Annotated in this window: 27 protein-coding genes; all 27 read right to left on the reverse strand. The window is 43.3% G+C overall.

Annotation, left to right across the window (positions count from 1 at the left end; genetic code table 11):
- Positions 1–37: 37 nt before the first annotated feature.
- Complete coding sequence (locus tag E4U82_RS13685; RefSeq protein ID WP_135110735.1) at positions 38–814, reverse strand: N-acetylmuramoyl-L-alanine amidase; 777 nt, start codon at positions 812–814, stop codon at positions 38–40.
- Positions 814–1089 carry a phage holin gene (locus E4U82_RS13690; RefSeq protein ID WP_135110736.1) on the reverse strand — a complete coding sequence of 92 codons (276 nt, stop codon included), beginning with the start codon at positions 1087–1089 and terminating at the stop codon, positions 814–816. The genes E4U82_RS13685 and E4U82_RS13690 overlap by 1 nt, the downstream gene beginning before the upstream one ends.
- Positions 1090–1470 carry a DUF2951 family protein gene (locus tag E4U82_RS13695; RefSeq protein ID WP_135110737.1) on the reverse strand — a complete coding sequence of 127 codons (381 nt, stop codon included), beginning with the start codon at positions 1468–1470 and terminating at the stop codon, positions 1090–1092.
- A gap of 147 nt (positions 1471–1617) precedes the next feature.
- Positions 1618–1779: a hypothetical protein gene (locus tag E4U82_RS19930; protein WP_167751419.1), complete on the reverse strand. Its 162-nt coding sequence runs from the start codon at positions 1777–1779 to the stop codon at positions 1618–1620.
- Positions 1780–4773 carry a phage tail spike protein gene (locus E4U82_RS13700; protein ID WP_135110738.1) on the reverse strand — a complete coding sequence of 998 codons (2994 nt, stop codon included), beginning with the start codon at positions 4771–4773 and terminating at the stop codon, positions 1780–1782.
- A 197-nt stretch (positions 4774–4970) separates the two neighbouring features.
- Positions 4971–5174 carry a hypothetical protein gene (locus E4U82_RS13705; RefSeq protein ID WP_135110739.1) on the reverse strand — a complete coding sequence of 68 codons (204 nt, stop codon included), beginning with the start codon at positions 5172–5174 and terminating at the stop codon, positions 4971–4973.
- A 1-nt stretch (position 5175) separates the two neighbouring features.
- Positions 5176–5802 (reverse strand): hypothetical protein, encoded by a 627-nt coding sequence (locus tag E4U82_RS13710; RefSeq protein ID WP_135110740.1) that lies wholly within the window; start codon positions 5800–5802, stop codon positions 5176–5178.
- A gap of 12 nt (positions 5803–5814) precedes the next feature.
- Positions 5815–6525: a distal tail protein Dit gene (locus E4U82_RS13715; protein WP_167751420.1), complete on the reverse strand. Its 711-nt coding sequence runs from the start codon at positions 6523–6525 to the stop codon at positions 5815–5817.
- Positions 6503–9874 carry a phage tail tape measure protein gene (locus tag E4U82_RS13720; RefSeq protein WP_135110742.1) on the reverse strand — a complete coding sequence of 1124 codons (3372 nt, stop codon included), beginning with the start codon at positions 9872–9874 and terminating at the stop codon, positions 6503–6505. The genes E4U82_RS13715 and E4U82_RS13720 overlap by 23 nt, the downstream gene beginning before the upstream one ends.
- Positions 9875–9910: 36 nt before the next feature.
- A complete protein-coding gene (locus E4U82_RS19935; RefSeq protein ID WP_167751421.1) occupies positions 9911–10072 on the reverse strand; it encodes a hypothetical protein in 162 nt (53 codons plus the stop codon).
- A 13-nt stretch (positions 10073–10085) separates the two neighbouring features.
- Positions 10086–10256, reverse strand: a complete 171-nt coding sequence (locus tag E4U82_RS19940) for a hypothetical protein (RefSeq protein WP_167751422.1) — start codon at positions 10254–10256, stop codon at positions 10086–10088.
- 26 nt (positions 10257–10282) lie between these two features.
- The gene (locus E4U82_RS13725) at positions 10283–10651 is read right to left on the reverse strand and encodes a hypothetical protein (RefSeq protein WP_135110743.1); all 369 of its coding nucleotides are present in this window, start codon (positions 10649–10651) and stop codon (positions 10283–10285) included.
- 51 nt (positions 10652–10702) lie between these two features.
- Positions 10703–11275 carry a major tail protein gene (locus E4U82_RS13730; RefSeq protein ID WP_135110744.1) on the reverse strand — a complete coding sequence of 191 codons (573 nt, stop codon included), beginning with the start codon at positions 11273–11275 and terminating at the stop codon, positions 10703–10705.
- On the reverse strand, positions 11275–11661 hold the full coding sequence (locus E4U82_RS13735) for a hypothetical protein (protein WP_135110745.1): 387 nt from the start codon (positions 11659–11661) through the stop codon (positions 11275–11277). The genes E4U82_RS13730 and E4U82_RS13735 overlap by 1 nt, the downstream gene beginning before the upstream one ends.
- On the reverse strand, positions 11658–12032 hold the full coding sequence (locus E4U82_RS13740; protein WP_135110746.1) for an HK97-gp10 family putative phage morphogenesis protein: 375 nt from the start codon (positions 12030–12032) through the stop codon (positions 11658–11660). The genes E4U82_RS13735 and E4U82_RS13740 overlap by 4 nt, the downstream gene beginning before the upstream one ends.
- A 1-nt stretch (position 12033) precedes the next feature.
- The gene (locus E4U82_RS13745) at positions 12034–12390 is read right to left on the reverse strand and encodes a phage head closure protein (protein ID WP_135110747.1); all 357 of its coding nucleotides are present in this window, start codon (positions 12388–12390) and stop codon (positions 12034–12036) included.
- A complete protein-coding gene (locus E4U82_RS13750) occupies positions 12390–12899 on the reverse strand; it encodes a head-tail connector protein (RefSeq protein WP_135110748.1) in 510 nt (169 codons plus the stop codon). Before E4U82_RS13750 ends, E4U82_RS13745 begins: the two co-directional genes overlap by 1 nt.
- A complete protein-coding gene (locus tag E4U82_RS19945; RefSeq protein ID WP_167751423.1) occupies positions 12899–13063 on the reverse strand; it encodes a hypothetical protein in 165 nt (54 codons plus the stop codon). The genes E4U82_RS13750 and E4U82_RS19945 overlap by 1 nt, the downstream gene beginning before the upstream one ends.
- Entirely contained in the window at positions 13063–13386 is a 324-nt protein-coding gene (locus E4U82_RS20140) for a hypothetical protein (RefSeq protein WP_209300580.1), read from the reverse strand. The genes E4U82_RS19945 and E4U82_RS20140 overlap by 1 nt, the downstream gene beginning before the upstream one ends.
- Positions 13387–13431: 45 nt before the next feature.
- A complete protein-coding gene (locus tag E4U82_RS13760; protein ID WP_135110749.1) occupies positions 13432–14658 on the reverse strand; it encodes a phage major capsid protein in 1227 nt (408 codons plus the stop codon).
- A gap of 2 nt (positions 14659–14660) precedes the next feature.
- Positions 14661–15410 (reverse strand): head maturation protease, ClpP-related, encoded by a 750-nt coding sequence (locus E4U82_RS13765; protein WP_135110750.1) that lies wholly within the window; start codon positions 15408–15410, stop codon positions 14661–14663.
- Positions 15407–16624 carry a phage portal protein gene (locus E4U82_RS13770; RefSeq protein ID WP_135110751.1) on the reverse strand — a complete coding sequence of 406 codons (1218 nt, stop codon included), beginning with the start codon at positions 16622–16624 and terminating at the stop codon, positions 15407–15409. The genes E4U82_RS13765 and E4U82_RS13770 overlap by 4 nt, the downstream gene beginning before the upstream one ends.
- Positions 16624–16788, reverse strand: a complete 165-nt coding sequence (locus tag E4U82_RS19950; protein WP_167751424.1) for a hypothetical protein — start codon at positions 16786–16788, stop codon at positions 16624–16626. Before E4U82_RS19950 ends, E4U82_RS13770 begins: the two co-directional genes overlap by 1 nt.
- Positions 16789–16800: 12 nt before the next feature.
- The gene (locus E4U82_RS13775; protein ID WP_135110752.1) at positions 16801–18354 is read right to left on the reverse strand and encodes a terminase large subunit; all 1554 of its coding nucleotides are present in this window, start codon (positions 18352–18354) and stop codon (positions 16801–16803) included.
- A complete protein-coding gene (locus tag E4U82_RS13780; protein ID WP_167751425.1) occupies positions 18341–18868 on the reverse strand; it encodes a P27 family phage terminase small subunit in 528 nt (175 codons plus the stop codon). The genes E4U82_RS13775 and E4U82_RS13780 overlap by 14 nt, the downstream gene beginning before the upstream one ends.
- A 246-nt stretch (positions 18869–19114) precedes the next feature.
- Positions 19115–19459 (reverse strand): HNH endonuclease signature motif containing protein, encoded by a 345-nt coding sequence (locus E4U82_RS13785; RefSeq protein WP_135110754.1) that lies wholly within the window; start codon positions 19457–19459, stop codon positions 19115–19117.
- Entirely contained in the window at positions 19443–19715 is a 273-nt protein-coding gene (locus E4U82_RS13790) for a hypothetical protein (RefSeq protein ID WP_135110755.1), read from the reverse strand. The genes E4U82_RS13785 and E4U82_RS13790 overlap by 17 nt, the downstream gene beginning before the upstream one ends.
- Between the last annotated feature and the right edge of the window lie 72 nt (positions 19716–19787).

Here is a 19787-nt window from a genome sequence, read left to right on the forward strand (position 1 = left end):
ATGACATAAACGTGAAGCTTATTTGGCATACCCTTTTTTAAATCATTTCCATTTTTTTACATAAAAATAGGTTGTAGTGAAATGAAGCGGGATTTTTTGAAATACTTCTGTCCAAGGCTCCTAGCTTCCTATTAACCTCGGATTTGATTTTATTATAAACAGACTGATTAACTCCTAAGGATACCCGTCTATTTGCATGACCGTTTCCGTGCAACCCTTTAATAACTTCGTTGGCCATCTGCAGGATTGATTTATTCGTGCTAGGTTCGCTAACTTCAACTTCACCGCCAATCCCATTTTCCACATCGTGTGCAAATTGGGATTTACCAACCCCGTGTGAAGCAAGGTAAGCAAACGGGTCTGTGTGAGTAGTACCGCCTAAATTTTTACGGACCCAATCATGCGACTTGATGCCTTTATCATCATTACTATCAAAGGTTACGGGTAGATTTGCCTCTTTAGCTAAATGGCGTAGTAACCCCACATATGCTTTATAGTCCTCTTTAAACGTCTCTTTGCTGTCCGTTCGTGCTAGTTCAACGTGTGCATATGCAATACCGTTAGCAGGCCATCCGGCTCCATTTTGACGTTTGCCTGTTTCTGCCAGTTGGACAATACGTCCACCGCCACCTACCCAGTGAGATGTGTATGCTTTCGCCCCCCTATTCCAGTTGTTTTTCATATAATTAATCTCATTTTCAAGCGAATCGGGACCCGTATTATTTGGGTTACCCGATTCATGGGCGACAACAATTTTGACAGCATTCAAAGCCGGTTGGTCTAAGCCTGGGATGATATCTTGTTTGATATTCATTACTTCACGTCCTTTCTAGGTTTGCGGTAAGTCATGACCTGCTTACTATCTGATACGCCTTTATTGTCCGTTGTGGGATCATTGACAATGCCCAGGATGACTAATACAACAAATATCGCATTGACCGCTTTTTCGACTTCTTGATTAATCACGTCAGCCGGAACCTCGTAACCAAACCAACTACCTACAATTTGGGCAATCAATATGACGGCCGGAATGAGTGCCAGCCAGAATTTTTTATTGCGTAAACGCACTTTCCAATTTACTTTTTTCACTTAAATACCTCCCCATAAAATAACAGCGACCATACCTGCAACAATCGTTGCAACGATAGTGCCGCCGATTTTCCACATATTCGTTGATACAGAATGTTTATAATCTTCTAACTGTTTAATTTCGTTTCGTTGTCTTTCTTCTCGGTCTTTCTGTAAGTCTTCCCGGTCTTGGTCAAGTTTTTGTTCAAGCGTTTTGAAGCTTGCTGTTAAATCGCTTATTTTTTCATTCGTGTGCTGAACACTTTGTTGCGTCATCTGCATGTTCGATTCAAGCTGATAGATGCGTGACTCGTGGTTTCGTATGGATTTTCCGTGTGCCCGCACATCCTCTGAAATGTGCTGCACGTTTTGCTCAATGAGTTCCACGTTTTGTTCACCCACTCTCGAACCTCCAATCAGGAGGGAAATTCATGTAAGACCCCCGCAATTAATAAAATAGTTATCGTACCATATAAATAACCTGCCATGTACCCCGTGGCAGGCCAGAGGGAGGAATGGCTCCCTCGCTTTTTCTGCATAAAAAAACGCCTATTCGGCGTCCGCTTCTTTACCTTCTTTCAATTGTTCATTTTCTTCTCTTAGCAACCGATTTTCCTCTTGCAGTATAGCAATCTTGCGTTTGGCATTCGCTGCATCTTGCGCCCATTCCGCTGATAAGTTATCTAATACCTTGTTTATGTCTTGCTCCATTTATTTACCCTCCAATACTTCTAGTCTTTCATTCGTTGTCTTTACATAATATTTAAACGCTCTTACTAATAGGAATAAATTACTGTTTATATCAAGACCATCGTCTGTTGCCTTATATAAATTAGCTAAAACTGGATCTAATTGTTCAATTACTGGACTTACTTTCTTGTTGTATGGATTTGTGTAATCGGAATTTTTATAGTAAAACGTTTTAATATCCATCATGTCGAAGTAATCAAATGCCTGTTTTCCATCTAAATCTTCAATGTTCATTTTAGCATCCTTAGTTGATGTTCCTACGACCGTTCCATTGACATAATCGGAGTTAATATATTTGGATGTCAGGTTTCTCGTCCATATATGCGTAATCCAATTGCGAGACTCCTCTGCGCCAATGTTGTAGTTGTATTCATCACCGTTAAGTCCTACTAACGTAATTCCGCGACCAGACCCATCATATTCAGTTTCGATTCTCCACCCCTTTGATGTGTTATGTCTGTAACGAATATCCAGAAATTGATCAGCGTAAATATTTCCCTTTGTATAATAGTGGCGAAAAGAGTTAGCTGTTTCACCCAAGTCATAGTCATATGACCTTCCGTTTATCGGATTCATCGACATCGAACTTCCGGCTACGTCAAAATGGAAACCCCTGCTATAACCGACAGCTTCATCTCGTATCTGGAAAACTCTACCCACAACAGAGTTACCTATATCGTCTTCCAATGTTCTTCTATTTGTGTTTGAAATGAATCCGGTAAAATATTTTTCATCTTGCGCTCCGAAGTCTTCCTTGTACGTTCCGGTAGTTCCCATATAAATAACAGGGTACTTAGCATTGATGGATGTTCCAACGCCAATCCCTGCCGTTCTGTAAACCCCGTCGCCCACATGCTCATAAGTTACTTTGTTGCCACTTGATGTGAAGTCTATAAAAGCTCCACTGCCGAATGTTATATCGGCGTTGCTCATGTGTAAATTACCTGTGTTTAAGTTAAACTCTGTATTGTCATTACTTGATTGTAATACCCCTGCCGTAACCGTACCTAAATCAGCACTAATAACCGACAATGTAGTTGCGTTTAGTTTATCCACATCTATTGAATGTGCTTTAAATTTCTTGCCTGTCAATTCGTCTACATGGGCATCATCAATGATTGCTTTCCGCAGGTGCGCCTTGTCAATCACAGCATTTGCTATCGCGGCATTACCGATAACGCCATCAGCAATATACGATGTACCGTCGACAGAAATTAAATCTCCTTTTATTCGAGTACCGTCTAAATTCTTAACAGCCGAATTTAATTTATCGAATGATACGGTGTCTTGCGCCAATATCCCGGCAGTTTTGGATAACCCCCGTAATTCAGACGCAATACCCTCGCCAAACAGGATGTCGTCACTCATAATCCGCACTGTGGACGCTTCTATCTTCACACTGTAATCCGATGCCGTGCCATGATAGTTGACCGCACGCACGTAATAGTACCAAACCTGGTCTGTTTTGACTTGATGTGCAAATCCGCTCACTCGCCCGCGCCATAATAGATTAGAAGAATCCGGAACAAAATCGGGTAACTGACTGCCGAACACTTCGTAGTGCTTAACGAACAGTGACTCGTCATAATCCCACGATAGTTGGATTGTCTGAAATGCTCCTACCGCCTTGACATTCTGCGGAGTTTCCGGTTTAATATCCGGATAATTCGATTCGTCAATCTGCGGCACGTCCCAATTCGGGCGGTTATCGTTTATTTCTTCAATAACGCGATCTAATCGGTCATCATCTAATATGGTCAGGAATTGTCCTAATTCTGCTTGTGCTGTTCCTTCGATGTCCAGTAAGTCGTATTCAAGCGCAATCACGCGCGCTTCAATTTCGATTGGACGACTGAAATTGCGGTCAACCGTCTGATTGGTGTCGCCTAATTCGACGTGTTCGTGCTCATAACCCGCTAAAAATTCGAGTAGATGCACGGATAAACCGTAATTAATTTCGAGTTCTTTTGCCTTCTGCACAGCATCCCACGTGGCTTGAAGAAGTTCAATTTTATCCTCATAGTCCTGATTACTGAATATCGCTTCGCGGTGCAACAATTTTCCCTTATACTGTCGTCCGTATTTCTGCAATGCGTCCGGGTCGCCCACCCATTTCTGGCCTTTCGGTTTATCCACGGGATCGCCGTTAGCCTTAGACCATTTAACGTCAGCAAAGTCAATATAACGCGTATTGCCGCCGCCTTCCGTTTGTAATGATGCGCCGCGACCATACATAGCCGTAACAGGATAAGACAGCACAGTACGCTGTATTTCTTGGATATTATGACCGATTTCCCACCTGTGCCCTTTATCAGCACCACGGCGGGCAAGTATCTTGATAACACGACGATTAACGTTGTTTTTGTTGTCATATTCGACAACCGCTTTAAATTCGCCGCCCCAGACTTCGATGATTTTCCATATCGCATCTACAGATGTAATGTAATAAAAGTTTGTTGTTGCACGGCCAAGATCAACCTCTAATTTAAATTCCCAGCGAGTGCCATCTACAGCTGCGTTACCTGCCACATCTGCCGTATCATCAACCATACGACGGTCAACAACGATGTGTTCCGCGATTTCCATAAAGGCTGGTTCGCATATCGCGGTTGTTTGCGGGCCATCTACATTGTCAACCTGGTCTAACTCCTTGATGACGTAAAGCTGTAAGTCGCCTTTCTTGTCGCGGAATACGACCTGGTTTTCTTCTCGGATATGCTGCGATTGTTCGGTGTCGGCATCGACCGTAAAACTAAATGGCGTATCAGCGACTTGGTTCAATTCCTCGCGGTACGGCGCTTCTCTTAGACCGGTTTCTGGCGATAGGATAGCCAGTATTACGTCGTCTTGTGAGAAGATGTATAATTCTGTGCTTGCTCGGCGGTCTGGCGTGTTGAACTCGAATTGCTCCATTGTGCCGATGAATGAGCCGCCTGCTTGCATGAGATTGCGCATTGATTCACCTCCTAAAATAAGGCGTAAAAAAAGAGCGTTATTGTTGAACACCCTTAATAAGTTTGCTCTCTAATTATAAAACCGAACAATAAGCCAACAAGAAAAGATACCACAATATATATCGTCACGTTTCTATCCCCTTCATTTTTATACTCAACTTTTCGCCACTTTAGACAAACAGTTAGTTGAGTATCGGATTATGGCAAATTGGATAATTCGGATATGTTTTCCCTCACCCACTTGCCACCAATTAATTCTTTGTTTTCATGTCTCTGATTGTATTCGCTGATAAGTTCGAACATCGACACTTCATTTTTTACTTCCTCGATAGATTCTTTATTTTCTTTAATTTCCTCATATATTAGATTTACCCGTTTAATTATTTCATTTTGATTAGACATATCAATACATCCTCATTACATACACAGATATAGTTGCTGTTTCTTCAGCATGATTTACAATTCTGAAATGGAAATCAAGTTTAGGATAAAGCTCAATAGCCTCTGATAAATTAGAGGCTTTAAGGTCTTCGGTTGAACTGTATAACGACATCTGCGGTATTAATAAATACGGAGCATAGTTTATATCCGTTGAAACGCTCTCGTATTCGGCTACCGGATAACTTATACCATTTTCATAATAATTTCCGAACGGCGTTGACATTTGACGATATGACCAATTGCTCACATCAATATAAATGCCAAACCAAGCGTATCTTTCACCTTTGTAATTATGAAGTCTGGCTTCCGTTGCTTCTCCAGCAGGAACGCTTACTGCATCAATCACTTTTTCCTCAACATAACTCCCAGTTAGTTGAGCAAGTGTCGTCCCATCGTCAGACACTTTTTTTGGCACCCAAACGCCCCCTTCTGTCATACCGTAATCACCTGTGGGGTATGGGTCGTCTGGTCTAACTTCGTGCGGATAACCGTCTTTATCAAAAAATTGCGGTGTGAATCCAGGAATCGTGCCTTCTTGTTCGTTTGTTTCTCGCAATAACCTCCCCGGCGTGTTACCTACTCGTGGCATATAACTACCTCCTTAATAATGGCGTTCGCTGTATGATATTTCCGTCTCATGACTGGCTTTCATCTGCATATAACCGGGGGTCAACGGCAGCCAGTTTGTCTGCAAGCTAATCGGTGTCATCAGTAATTCATCGTTCAGTGTGACTTTCCGATACTTATAATCTATTTTGAGTACATCGCCTTGTATAAAGTTATAATCCAGTTGTACGTATAGGCCGTTGTTGGCTTCTAGGACAAACTGGTCAGCATCTATGCCGAATGTTGTTTGGGTTGCCCAGGGTGTTTCGGCTTGGCCGGTCACTTGGATTGTGGTGTTGGTTGTGTTGATTGTTTCAGTGCGTTTATCACCAAGTTCATCCTTTGCAACGAACTGAACCGTACCACTTCGCTGGTCAACGAATTTTTCAAAATCGTCCAGAGTGTTCTGCACAACCGCTGTATATCTCCTACCCGGTTCATTATCAAACTGCAATGGCGCCCAATTTTCAGTGACAAGCCAGTTAGACAGTTCATCTTTTAATTGCAGTGCATGCTCGTCATTTTTTACAATAAAACCTATTGGTTGCGATATGGATAATAACCCTTTTTCTGTTTTCTTTAATCGATGAACACCGGCATAGCTTGTGATTGTACGATTTAAAGGGAAAAAAGGCGCCTTTTTTCTGCCTTGCAATAAAGGGAAATTGGTATTGCGCGTATTATTAAACGTCATGTAGTTTAGCATGCGGCGCCCTCCTTTTCCTGAGGCTTTTACGTTGCTGCAAATCAGTAACATGTTTTTCCACAGTTTTACCAACTGCCCGACCGTCCATTTCATTTGTTATGTGCATTTCGAGGACGATTGGTTGACTGTCCTGTCGCACCTGTCCATTCAAACTACCAACAACCCTGTCAGCCTCACCTGATGGACTCACACCTCGCGCATATCCCGGCATATTATTTAATGCACTCATAATCCGTTTGGACTCATCATGCGTAAATACTTGTGTCCCGCGTGGTAAATCGTGTAAACCAAAATCAAGCATGGACCAACGACTTCCTGACCGGGCCAATTCGGGGCCTTCTTCGCCAGTGAGCGCTAGGCCGCCGGGATGATAGTCAGTACCTTCTGCATAAGGGCTGTAACTGAGACCATATTGCGCAAATGTATTGCCCTGTACATCCGCTTTTATTTTTTTATAAACTGTCTGACCCAATGCGCGGTCTATGGCTGCGGCTGTTGGATCGACTGACAAGTTGACTTCTTTATCGTATACAGTCTGTCCAGCTAAATCGTTCACTTCTTCTAGCTTACTGCGAGCACCTTCCAGCTTGCCGATTTGATTGTTTATTTCGTCAACTTGATCCTGATACTCTCCGGTATTGCGTTGACTAACAGGCGTCTGATCTTTTAGCTTTTGTTTTTCCTCTTCCAGCTTTGAGATCGTAGTATCAATTTTTTCGAGCCCTTTACCCTTTTCAGAATTGATACCAGCTTGAGCGAGAATCAATTCTTCGTAATCCCATTTAAGTTTGTCCATTTCAGCTATTTCATCACGGGTTAATTCCAAATCGTCGTTTTTCTTTTGAAATTTAGCAATAAGTTTATCTTGTACGACTTCCAATTGTTCTTTCTCGCTTTTTAAACCCTCGACAAGTAATTTCTGATTTTTTTCCTGTTCTTTCAACTGGGCACGTTTGGCAGCTGCTTCAGACCCGCTTTGACCTTCCAGCTCAAGCAACTCACCTTGTATATCTTTCAGACCTTGTTGCGCTTCCTTGATTTCGGCATCTTTTTCGATGCGCTTATCCTTGTTTTCCATAATTTCTTGATCAAGCCGCTTGATATCAGATACAAGTTCCTTTTGTTCTTTCATTAATGAAGATTCATTTTCGAGCGCTTTTTCGAGTTCGCGCTCTGCTGTTATCAGCATTTCTTTACGTTTTTCCTCGTTCAATTCTTTCAATGCAGACAGATTTTCGGCATAAGCGTTTCCTTCTTCACTAATAGCCTTTTTAGTAGTCGGGGCCTTCTCAATAACCTTATCGTTCAAGTCGAGAAATTCTTGCATTTCTTCATTGGTCAGTCCGGATTTCTCTAAAAGCCTCTCCTGCTCGTTCTTCAGTTTTTCGATCTCTTGTTTGCTGTTTGTCTGCGACAGTTCATCCAGTATATCCATGTACCGGAGCATTTCATCACTTGATAATTTGTTTTTGCGTTCAAGTTCTTCAAAACGGCCTATGAGGTTATCGGTCTCTTCTACTTCTTTTTGCATACCTTCAACAACATCCCAATTGACATCGTTGAGGTCTTCACTGTCTCTTGTTAGGGCGTAGACAACACCGCCTAATGCACCAACGCCAGCAATGGCAAGACCGACAGGCCCTGACACTCCCAAACCTGCAATACGAGCAAGTAAACCAGTTCCGCCCGCTCGTCCAAGCAAGCCAGCTAAACCTCCGAATGCTTTCGCAACTCCGCCTATTGTGGTTGTAAGCCCGCCTAACACAATAGAAGCCGGTCCGATAGCTGCGGCGAACCCGACCATTTTCAAAATGGATTGTTGCTGTTTCTCGCTCATTTCGGAAAACGCTTCTGCCCCGTCTTCTATATTTTGTATAAACGGTTCGGCAGCTTCTATGGCATCCATGACAGCAGGTACTAGTGCATTTCCGAGTGTGATCCCTACATCTTTTATGCGATTCCACAGCATTTTCAATTGTGATTCCGTTGTTTCGTACCGCTTCTCAGCTTCTTCAGTGAGGGCTGTATTTTCTTTCCAGGCATCTGAACCGATATCAAGTGCATCGGAAAATACGCCGCTTGCTTCACTCGCACGTAACAGGGCATCACGCACACGGATTTGAGAAAATCCCAGCTCTTCCAAAACACCGAATGTGTTCTCGCCTTCGGACGACATTTCGCCTAAACCGCTGACAAAATCCATTAAAGCGCCCGCTGCATCTTCTTCAAAAGACTTTGCAAAGTCATCAGCGCTTGTTCCAGCGACTTCGGCAAATGTTGATAGCTTGTCATCTGTATTCGCAACTGAATTTGCCATATCCACCATGACACGACTAAATGCAGATCCACCAGCTTCAGCCTTAATACCAACACTGGACAGTGCTGAACTAAATGCCAATATCTGCGATTCGCTTAGTCCGATTTGATTACCTGCACCAGCAAGACGCAAAGCCATTTCTGATATTTCCGCTTCGGTTGTAGCCATATTATTTCCTAGGTCAACGACCGTTGCACCTAACTTGTCAAAGTCACCCTGACTCATGCCGACGACGTTTGCAAAACGGGCCATTTGTGTCGCGGCTTCTTTGGCAGATAAGTTTGTTGACTCGCCCAAATCAACCATAACGCGTGTGAAGGATTTTATATTTTCAGTTTGAATGCCCAACTGCCCGGCTGCTTCAGCAACACCTGCAATTTCATCTGTGGAAGATGGTATTTCCAGTGCCATGTCACGAATAGACTGCTTTAACTCATCCATCTGCTCCTTGCTTCCGTCTACCGTTTTTTCAACACCAGTAAAGGCCGTTTCAAAATCCATTGACGCTTTAAATACAGCCGCCGCTCCTGCAACAATCGGCATTGTCACGCCCATCGTATACGCCTGCCCGAATCGCCGCATATTTCGGCCGGCTGTCATCATTTTGTCGCCAGCTGATTGGGCGTCTCTCCCTATCTCCTGCCATTTATTGGGCTGATTTCTTAATTCCCGGTTAACGTCTTTTAGTTCTGATTCAGTTTCAGATAACTCACGGTTGGCACGTTCCAAACGCCTTGCAAGATCTTGCGTATTTTTGCTAAATTTACCGCTGTTTTCTCTTGATTCCCGATATGATCGGCTCAACAAATCAACTTGTGATTTCTGTAACTTTATTTTACTGGATAGCGCTGTTGACTTTCGGCCAAGGAAGTCTGTGCTGTCTCCAGTTCGCCGAAAACGACTTCTTGCCGTTTTCAGTTCTTCCTGCACCGTTTTTAATTCTCGATTGACCTTGCCCATGCCCTGTTGGAATTTAGCCCCATCCAGGGATACCTGCGCGACTAAATCAGCAATTACTTCACGGTTTGCCACGTGTTCTCACCTGCCTTTCACATCTCTCTCTTGTGCTTACTCGCGTCCGATGTAAACAAACTCAGAGGGATTGACTATTGCTATGGTTGACTCCTCCTTATCTATAAACATGACTTTATCGTCGTCATAAACTATGTGTTTAACATTTTCGATGCGGAGATCTTCATATCCGTGTTTGAACACTACATTAAATGTCAATTTATCTCACCTCCTACAACGCCCGCATTTGCTCGAGCGCCTTATTTTGCTTGTCCATTTGTTTTTGCTTTTCAATCCGATCGACTTTATTAAAATGCAACGTAAAAAGAGCGTTCAGCCTTCTCATGCTAATGCGCCAGAACTCATCGTCATCTTTTTTTAAAATGTCTGTATAAAAAGCCAAAAGAGATTCCCAGTCATACTTCTCGTTTACTTTTTTTTACCATTGCCGTCGCTGTCAGACTGCTCATCTTTTGCTTGCTGCGGCTTATCATTCAGAATAGCTTGATAAATTTGTTGAGCATATTCCTGAATGTTGGTAACGTCAATGTATTGCCCGATAAAATCAGGTGTCAATTCCCGGTCTTCGTGCACCATACCGCCCCACATGAATGCGCGTATAGCATATGGCCGCATTTTCAATAAATCACGTTCAATGTCATGATAAGTTTTATTATCATACAATAAATCCAGTTCTGAGTAGGCGTTTAAATCCAAAATAAAATTTCGTTCTTTATCTAATGTAAATGTGACCGCTTTTGGTTTATGTTGCAGATCATGTTTTAACTCTTTGTCCACAATTTCACCTCCTAGTTATGTAAAGAAAAAGAGCAAGCCTAGTGCCTGCTCTTATGTCGTACCGTCCCCTGCAGTTGGTTCGTAAACCTCATCAAACCACGTATCCCCTGCGTTGAATCCATCATTTCCATCGGCGCCGTTACGCTTCCACTCACCGTCTGACTTCCGTCGAATAAACGTTCCAACGATTGTTGGTGTGCTATATTCAACGGAATCATTGCCTGTATTATTGGTGCGGGAAGGCTCTTGGAACCTGCCTTTATACAACCACCAGTATTCGGAAGAACCGTCACTCATCGTAACCTCATACCCAAAAGCCAAATAGGGGGCAGTTCCCTTCGAGCCAATAGTTCCATCCGGTTCCACTTTCCTGCCAAGTAGTATAGCTTCATCCTTTGCCGGGAGTCTCGTTGTGTTTATGGTGACTGTAGCCGAGTTAAATTTACTTGCGGTGTCTACAACCGAATCATCTCCATACAGTGAACCAGATGCCACTTGCGGCTCAATTTGCGCACTTATAGCTTCGGAGAGTTCTTGGACTTCATCGTAAGTAGTCCCTGCTCCTTTTTCGTCTGACATCAATTCTGCTACATGGAAACTTTTTAATCCTACTGCATATGACATTATTTTGCCTCCTTCTCTAATTTAACTTTCCATCGTGTGGAAATGTGCGTGTAACCTGTATCAGACTCGTACATTTCTCCGATGTACGTTCTAAAAAAGCCCAATGACTGCATGGAGCAATTGACTTCTTCGCCCAAACTGGTCATTGATCCTTGTTTAGTAAATACAGATACCTGATATTGGACGTACTCTCTTAACGCCTTATTATCGGCATAATCAATGTCAACGTTATTGATAAGTTGATAGATTATATACGTGTCAAAGTCCTGGTTAGCAGGTGTTTTATTCGGAAATATGGCCGGGTATCCTCTGTAAAAATCAAGCTGAGCAGTCAAATCAGTGTTGGTCTCAAGCGCTTGTAAGATATCGTCTTTTAAATTAATCATAGGCGCAAAATCCTTTGATATCCGTCAGATAACACCCGAGCCACGTCATCATTTGTATGGGCGATGCCTTTTTCCATCGGCGCCTGGGCTGGCATTTTGGATGTGCCTAGTTCCAGGAACTTCAGGATATAAGACTTATCTTTCGACGCACCAACTTGCACACTGCGCTCGCCATAACCATTCGTCCGTACATTACCTACTTTTATGGCATCCTGTAGATGGACGTAACCAGCGCTATTGATACTTGAACGATTAATATTGTCGGATATGCCCTCCGATAATTTGTTGCCAGCTTCTTTTAGGATACGACCTTCCGCAATTTTTCCTGATCTTCCAAGCTGACTGATTTTATTGCGAACATTTAATTTCATATCAGCTCCCACTGGATACCACCGCCTCGGTTATGACTTCCATTTCACGATTCAAGCCTTCCATGTCTAAGATGCCTTGGATCTCGTAAACTTGCTTTATATTATCTTGTTTATCTTTCTCCACTATTCTCATGGCTTCATCGACCGAACCGTCATAGCGCATTTTCCAATTAACGGTTTGGATAGCATTAACTGCTTTTGCTTCAAAGTACTCACTAGCTTTTAATGGGTTTTTATCAGCAAATTTCTTTTTGAAATCTACCCATGATTCAGTCCATTGTCCGTCGGGATTGCGGGTTGATTCCCTATTTTGTACGTATACCACATGCCGATATTTACCCGGTCTGGTAGGCCGCATTAGAACCACCCCTTATAAGGATAAAGCAACGCTTCAACTGAAAACGGCATCTTAACAACCGATGTACCGACAATAACCGCTTCCCGGTTTTCATAGAAATGGGAAATTAGCAACAAAACAGCCTGTTCGATTGGTTTTGGAAGTTTGTTATAACCTGCGATGTATTGGACTTCCAGCGTTAAATTTTTATCATCACAAGGAATTTCCAATACATTTGGCTCAGACGGAACTCTCATATAATCATTTATAGCGTGGCCTCCAATTGTTACCTTTTCGATGCTTGTGACAGGTGGATTTGGCAGTTTGATTAACCCGGATACTTCGCACGTTAATTCGTATGTTTTCGGTGCAAGTGATCGTCTGATAAATGTTTCCACATGACTAACTGAAGCACCGATCATAGACTGAATCAGCATATCCTCATCGCTGTAGTCAATGCGTAAGTAATCTTTGACGGTATCGACGCTGACAGCTGATTCAGTTGCTTCAGTGATAACTTTTAAATGCATCACTTATCACCTTGTTTCTTTCCACCTTGCTTCTTTTCCTGAACTATTTCAGCAATGCCTGCTTCCTGCCACGCTTCAGCAACTTCCTTTTTTACGTCAACTTCATCTCCGACATTTTTAACTGCGTTTTCACCGGCCATGCATTTTAACATTCTAACTTTCATCAAGTGCCACCACCTTCCAGTGCTGTCAAACGACTTTTGATATCATTTAATTCTGCTTGCAAACCTGATACATCGCTTACGGCATGGTTGCTGTGGCTTTCAGGCGGGTATGTTGACGGTTTTCCCGTTACACCTGACCAAGTTACATTGTCAGCACTTTCTGCCGAATCTACTTTTCCGTTATCGTTTGTGTCATAAGTTTCTTTGAGCATATCGCCACCACCTCCACCAGCATTTTGTAGCAAATCAACGACATTATAAACTTGCCCATCTTCGCCGATGACTCTGCCGCTTTGTGGAGAGTATTGATTTATATCCGGCATATTTCCCCCTCCTTCATAAGAAAAGAGAGGCATTAAAGCCTCTCGTTATTCACTTGCGCTCTGCAATACTCGTACCGCTTCGGGCAGGATCAGTTTACCGTCTAAACGTTCGAACATGCGGAAACCAACTTGACCGGTTGCGGCATACAGTTCATTCAATCGCTGCATTACGCGACCCTGCCGGTCTGCAATCCAGTAGTACGAGTAGTCACCGAATGCAATCGGCTTATTCCCTGCTCCAAGTGCCGGCATATCATCAGCAACATAAACCGGACGGGCCAGAATGCGGTCCGGTTCACCTGCTTGCAGACCTGGTTGCCAAATATACTGACCGTCATTGTCTTTGATTTTTCGAACCGCTTTAACCGTCCCATCATTTGCCAAAAAAGAAGCATTACGACGATACGGGCGCTTTAAGCTGTGAAATAGTTCGATAAAGTCATCAGCAATCAGACCGTCAACTTGTCCAGCTACTGTTGTGTGCCCTACTTGCGCCGACTGCACAACACCGGTCGGTTTGTTGGACCCATCACCATTAACAAATGCCGCTTCTTCCAAATTACCGAAACGTTTTGCGAATGCGCCGGCAACATAGTTATCAATACTGAATGCAGAATCGTTCAGCAATTCTTCAGATACTTTGATGATCGTACCTGCCTTATATGCGTTTAGTGTTTCCTGATCGAACGTTGCTTCACTTTCGGTGTACTGCTCTTTCTCACCCATCCAGTTAGCTGTGCCGTAATCGGTCTCGACGGGAATCTCACGAGCGCCGCTGGATGTTGTGATAACGGTTGCCAACTGCCGCATGATATTTTGTTCTTCCAGTCCTTTGATGATTTGACGTTCAAATTCATCCGGTACCAAATAACCGCCATTGGCATCCGTTCCCACAGCGAGGTTGCGGATTTGTGGATCCATAAGCAAATTTACCTGTTCATGATTCAACGATTCTTTGCCATTTCGGAATACCTGCCAGAACGCATTTTTATACTCATCAGATGCCCGTCCTTGCTTTTGATTTTTGTTTTGGTCTTTCGGCTGCGTTTTATGTGGCTGATTGACCGGTTCATTCAAATCGTTTTCCAGAGCAGACAGTTTTTCTTCCCTGTCAATTTTATTTTTAAGTTCATCAACTTCTTTCATGATGCGGTCATACTGCTGCTGATCTTCCTGATTAAAATCCCTTTTTTCTTTTTCTGCATTCGTCACTAACTCACGCGCTTGGTTTACTAGGTTTGCGCGATTTTCACGCATTTCAATAATTGTCATGATCACATGACCTCCTTGTTTAAAATTTCAAGTTTTTTCTTGCGTAAATTGTGCATATAAAAATCCTCTTCCGGATTATCGTCATCCAGAGAGGATTGATTCGTTGGTTCATTCTGTTGTTGCTGATCTTGCTGTTGCTGGTTGAATCTGTCATTCATCATCTTGTCAATTACTTGTTGTGGCAATATCCCGGTATGATGGGTGCTCGCCACAAACTGTGGGCCACTTTGTTCAAACATGATTTCATCAGCCAATTTGCTTTCAAGGGCCTGCTGTGGTGTGAGCCACGTTTCATTATCCATCATTTTCAATAATTTTTCATCGCTCATTCCACTTTTCATGCGATAGGCATTTGCGATCGTCTGATTCACATTTTGTAAAACACCTGATTCGTGGTCAAAGTCACGATAATCACCAATGGCAATAGAAGAGGCATTGTGCATCATCATTTGGCTGGTAGGAGACATCAGAATTTTATCACCGGCCATCGCGATAAAGGATGCGGCACTTGCGGCAAGTCCCATAATTTTAACAGTTACATTGGCCTTATGTTCTTTCAAGGAGGTATAAATCTCTGAGCCATCAAAAACAGATCCACCACCTGAATTGACTTCCACTTCAATATCTTGACCATTCGCATCCTCCAATTCTTTTTGGACTTTACGCGGGCTTGTGGCATCTATATCGAACAGCTCATAAATCCAATGCACGTTATTTGAAACAATCGGGCCGCGTATGCTGATTTTTTTCATTGTCCATCACCTCCTTTGTAGGGTTCATTAACAGGTCTCATGTTACCATTTACAAAATACTTTTTGCCTTCACCATCTGGCATAGGATTCATGTTTTCTTTACTCCTGATTTCATCGGCGTTCATCCAGCCATTTTGCCGGGCGACTGCATAAGCTTCATAACGCGACTGAATATCACCGCGTAACAATCCTTCAACCAAAAACTCAGCAAAATGCGTTTTCCTTGATGACGGAGAAATAAGTTGCATTTTGATTGCCTGTTCCCAGCGAACCAGCCACGGTCGAATGGTATGCACAACAAATTCAATGCCCTGATGCTCAATGTTACTAAATGTCGCTTTTTCCAAATCCCCTATCATGTGTGGCGGCACCCGGTAAATACGCGAAATTTCAGTTGTCTGGAATTTTCTCGTCTCCAAAAATTGTGCATCCTCAGGCGGCACGCCGACTTGATGATATTTAAGCCCTTGTTCAAGAATCATCAGCTTATGGCTTTTTGACAAACCGCTGTGAGCATCACGTACATCATTCCTGAATCGCTCGTATGCTTCATCATCCAATGCGGTTGGATACTCTATAATCCCGCTTGGTGTGGCACCTTCGCCGAAAAACCGGGAGCCAAATTCTTCGGTCGCTTTCGATAGCCCAATTGCTTCCCGATGCATGCGTATTGGTGACTTACCAACGAGGCCATCGCCTAAACCAGGTATGTGGAATACCTGTTCACGCTTTAATTTAAAAGCCTGTCCGTCCGGCATAACCGTATAATATTCTAACTCCTGTGTTCGTAAATTACGTTCAACAACTGTTTGCGATGGATCCAGTGGCCACAACGCAATAACTTGGCCAGCTCCATTAATGACCTTTTCAGCGAATGCATTACCCCAAGTGAGTAAATGGTGCTGCATTAACTCACGGAATGTGAATGCCGTCATTTCCTCATTCGGCTGATCATGCAGGAGATAATGCAGACGATGGTTTGTTGCTCTTTCCTTACTATCGCCGTTTCGCTGATACAGGATAAGCGGCAATGATGCAACTGTTTCAAAAATAACCTTCTGTGCAGCATAAACGGCTGTACTGTTCATCGCGTTACCCTCATTCACTGTGACGCCGGATGACGTTTTACTGCCTCCGAATATATCAGACAGCCATTTAGAAGGGTTGCTTAATACCGTTGCCCGGTTGGTCAGCATCTTATTAAAAATCCCCATTAAGTACCATCACCACCTTTATCGGGCGTGTTCCTGGCTCCAATTAAACCCAATAAAAATATCACCGTCCCGACTGTTATAAACATGATCGGCAGTGATATAAAATAAAGGCCAACAGCTACCAGTATCAGCCCGCAAATTAATAAAATATCGGATAAGTCCATTGCACCACCTCCTTACAAGACACGGATTCCGCGAGTTTTATAAACAGAGTCAGTTGATTCGCCCATTGTGATTGCCGTCGCCATCGCATTAATCATAGCAACGGTAATGTCAATCCGCTCTTTAGATTTATTTTTCATCGGCTTAATGTTTTCGTTGCCGTCAGTTGCAATCGCAACGTTTCCCCAACACCAACGCGCGGCCGGATTGACTTCGTGCGTGAGTTCACCTTTTTTCATCAGCTGTTCGATCGCCTTCATGGAAGGGCTCATATTCTTCATGTTCTGTTGTATTTCAATAACGTCAACGCCCTCTTTCATCAGCCTTTGACTCAACATGCGACTGTTCCACGGGTCAGTGCCAAGTGTCTGCAAGTTATATTGTTTACTCATGTTGACCAGACGTGATTCAACAAAATCATAATCAACGACATCGCCTGGAGTAGCGTGCATGTACTTATGATTCACCCATTTGTCATACGGTACCTGGTCACGATTAACCCGCTCTTTCATGTTGTCTTCCGGAATCCACGCATCGTAAACAGCCCGCCAATCATCAAAACCTTTTTGTGGCGGAAATAGGTAACAGGCGGCTGTAATATCTGTAGTACTAGATAAATCCAAACCAATATAGCAACGTTTGCTGGTCAATTCCGACAAATCCCACTTACCGTCTGTTTTATCCCACAAGGATAAAGGTTGCCAACCAACTTGTTTTAAAGCTACCCATTGATTCAACCGGAGCCACCTAAACAGTTTTTCCGATCGTTCCGAGTTTCTGGCGGCGTTCGCTTCCTGCCTCACAACTTCAACATTAATTGTATGCCCAAGTGACGGATTAACCTCAAACCAAACTTTTTCATCGAATATGTCTACATCTTCCGGTGCATTAAACATTTTGACGTACCATGTTGGATCCGTCAGTTCACCGTCTCGGATTTTTCTTGCCTGCTCGTGGATCTCCCATCCGATCGAATGGCGATCCGGGTCATCGCCGGCAGTGGTAATAACCCACCACAACGGTTCTTTTCGTGCGGCACCTGCACCGAATGTCATGACATCCCACAAATCACGATTCGGTTGAGCGTGCAATTCATCAAATATAACAACAGTGGGGTTAAGGCCGTGTTTGGTGAATGCTTCAGCAGACAGCACCTTCATGGTTGTGCCGGTTTCTTTATTAATGATTTCTTTCTTACTGTCCAGGATTTTTAAAGATCCCTCAAGTGCCCCGTCCTGTTCGATCATTCCCTTTGCTGCTTTATAAACTAATTCAGCCTGTTGCCTGTCAGCAGCACAACAATAGATTTGCCCGCCCGGGGGATCGCACATTAAGTGATAAAGAGATAAGCCTGCGATTAAAGACGTTTTCCCGTTTTTCTTGGGGACCTCCAGATAAGCATATCGGTACTGCCTTAAACCGTTTGCTGTAACGGTTCCGTATACATCCCAAATAATTTCGTATTGCCAGTCTAATAACAAAAACGGCTGACCATAAAAGTCATCAACCGCTTTAAGCATTTGTATGAATTCAATGGGCTCCAACGCCCGCTCTTTACTGTGTGCCATTTTTCTTGCGCTCCATGAACTCTTCCATCGGGCTCTTTTTTTTCTTTTCTTCCGGCTGTTTTGGGATGGCCCGCATCCGAGCAACAGGGTTTAAAAATAATCGATCTTCCAACTTGAGCATTTTATCACGGACTTGGTTCTGCTTTCCGAGTACCTCTTTCATGTCCTCGTAATGAGCCATCTTTTTATTGATGTCCTCATAGGATTCCATCGCTACTTTAACGCTGTTATACAAATCTTGCAGCATGCTCTCTTGGCTTTTCAACTGGCAGTACCGATTAATGGTTGCCTGGTCCAATCCGTCTACAAATTCAATCTGCTTGTAAAGTTTCCGGAGTCGCAAAAATTCTTTATGAGCAACAGGGTCTGCTTTTGTGGCAGGGTCCTCCCTGAAGTTGGTTCCGGTGTACAAAGACTTTTCCGCTTTTTCCCTATGCTCCAATTCCGCTTTTGTTCGATGACTTTTGCCTTCTGATTTTATTAATTGAATCGGCTTACTGGATCGTCCTGCCACAAAATCACCTCCTGAATTGTGTTTTATTTATAAACAATTTTGAATTGTTGCCGCCCTTGAAAACTCTCATTTTGGGAAAAAACTGCACGCGATGGTGCCCGCTCGGTCGTGGCGGCTCATGTGTCAGGGATTTGACCGCCCCTACCCCTTTGAATTGTGTCTTAATTTAAAACAATTCACAATTGTTTATTGAAATAAAAGAACTTTTGTTCTTCTTTTGTTACTCAAACAAAATGCTTTTCTTAATCATTTTTCTTTTGCTGTCTTGATCGAGTGACATGACTTGCATAGTCCCTGATGGTTGGATGCATCCCAAAATAACTGTCTGTCTCCGCGATGCGGCACGATATGGTCTACCTCGGTAGCAGGTACAGTCATGCCACGGTCACCGCAGTATTTGCATAGCGGATTCCGTACTAAAAAGGACAGGCGGTACTTCCGCCAATTCCAATCATAACCTCGTTTGTGTGATGTCTTGCGGTACCTGTCATGATCTTTGTGGTAGTTCTTCTGGTGCTCATTGCAGTAGGACTCATCTGTTAGTACAGTGCACCCGGGTTCGGCACACGGTCGCCTAGGTTTGTGTGGCATTGGACCATCCGCAGTGGGTGCACCACTTAACCTCATGTGGTGTTTCTTTATCTGACCACCACGCTTCGATTTCTAAGGTGATTGTTTTGCACTCAGGGCATGTGTGTTTTTTAACATCATCCAACTCCTTCAACGCAGCAGTAGCTCCCCTTGCTTCTCGCTGTACTGCTTTGAGTCCTTTAAGTGCATCAGAACAATCGACATCAATCGTTAATGCTCCGATGCTTTTACCTTCGCTCAACTGTTTGTCAGCCATGGTCATCAGCTCCTTAATAGTTTTTATAAAAAGAACACCCGCTTAGATAACAGGTGTTCCTTAGTAAATACA

It is taken from the genome of Lentibacillus salicampi (genome assembly GCF_004565465.1).
Classification (GTDB): Bacteria; Bacillota; Bacilli; order Bacillales; family Amphibacillaceae; genus Lentibacillus; species Lentibacillus salicampi.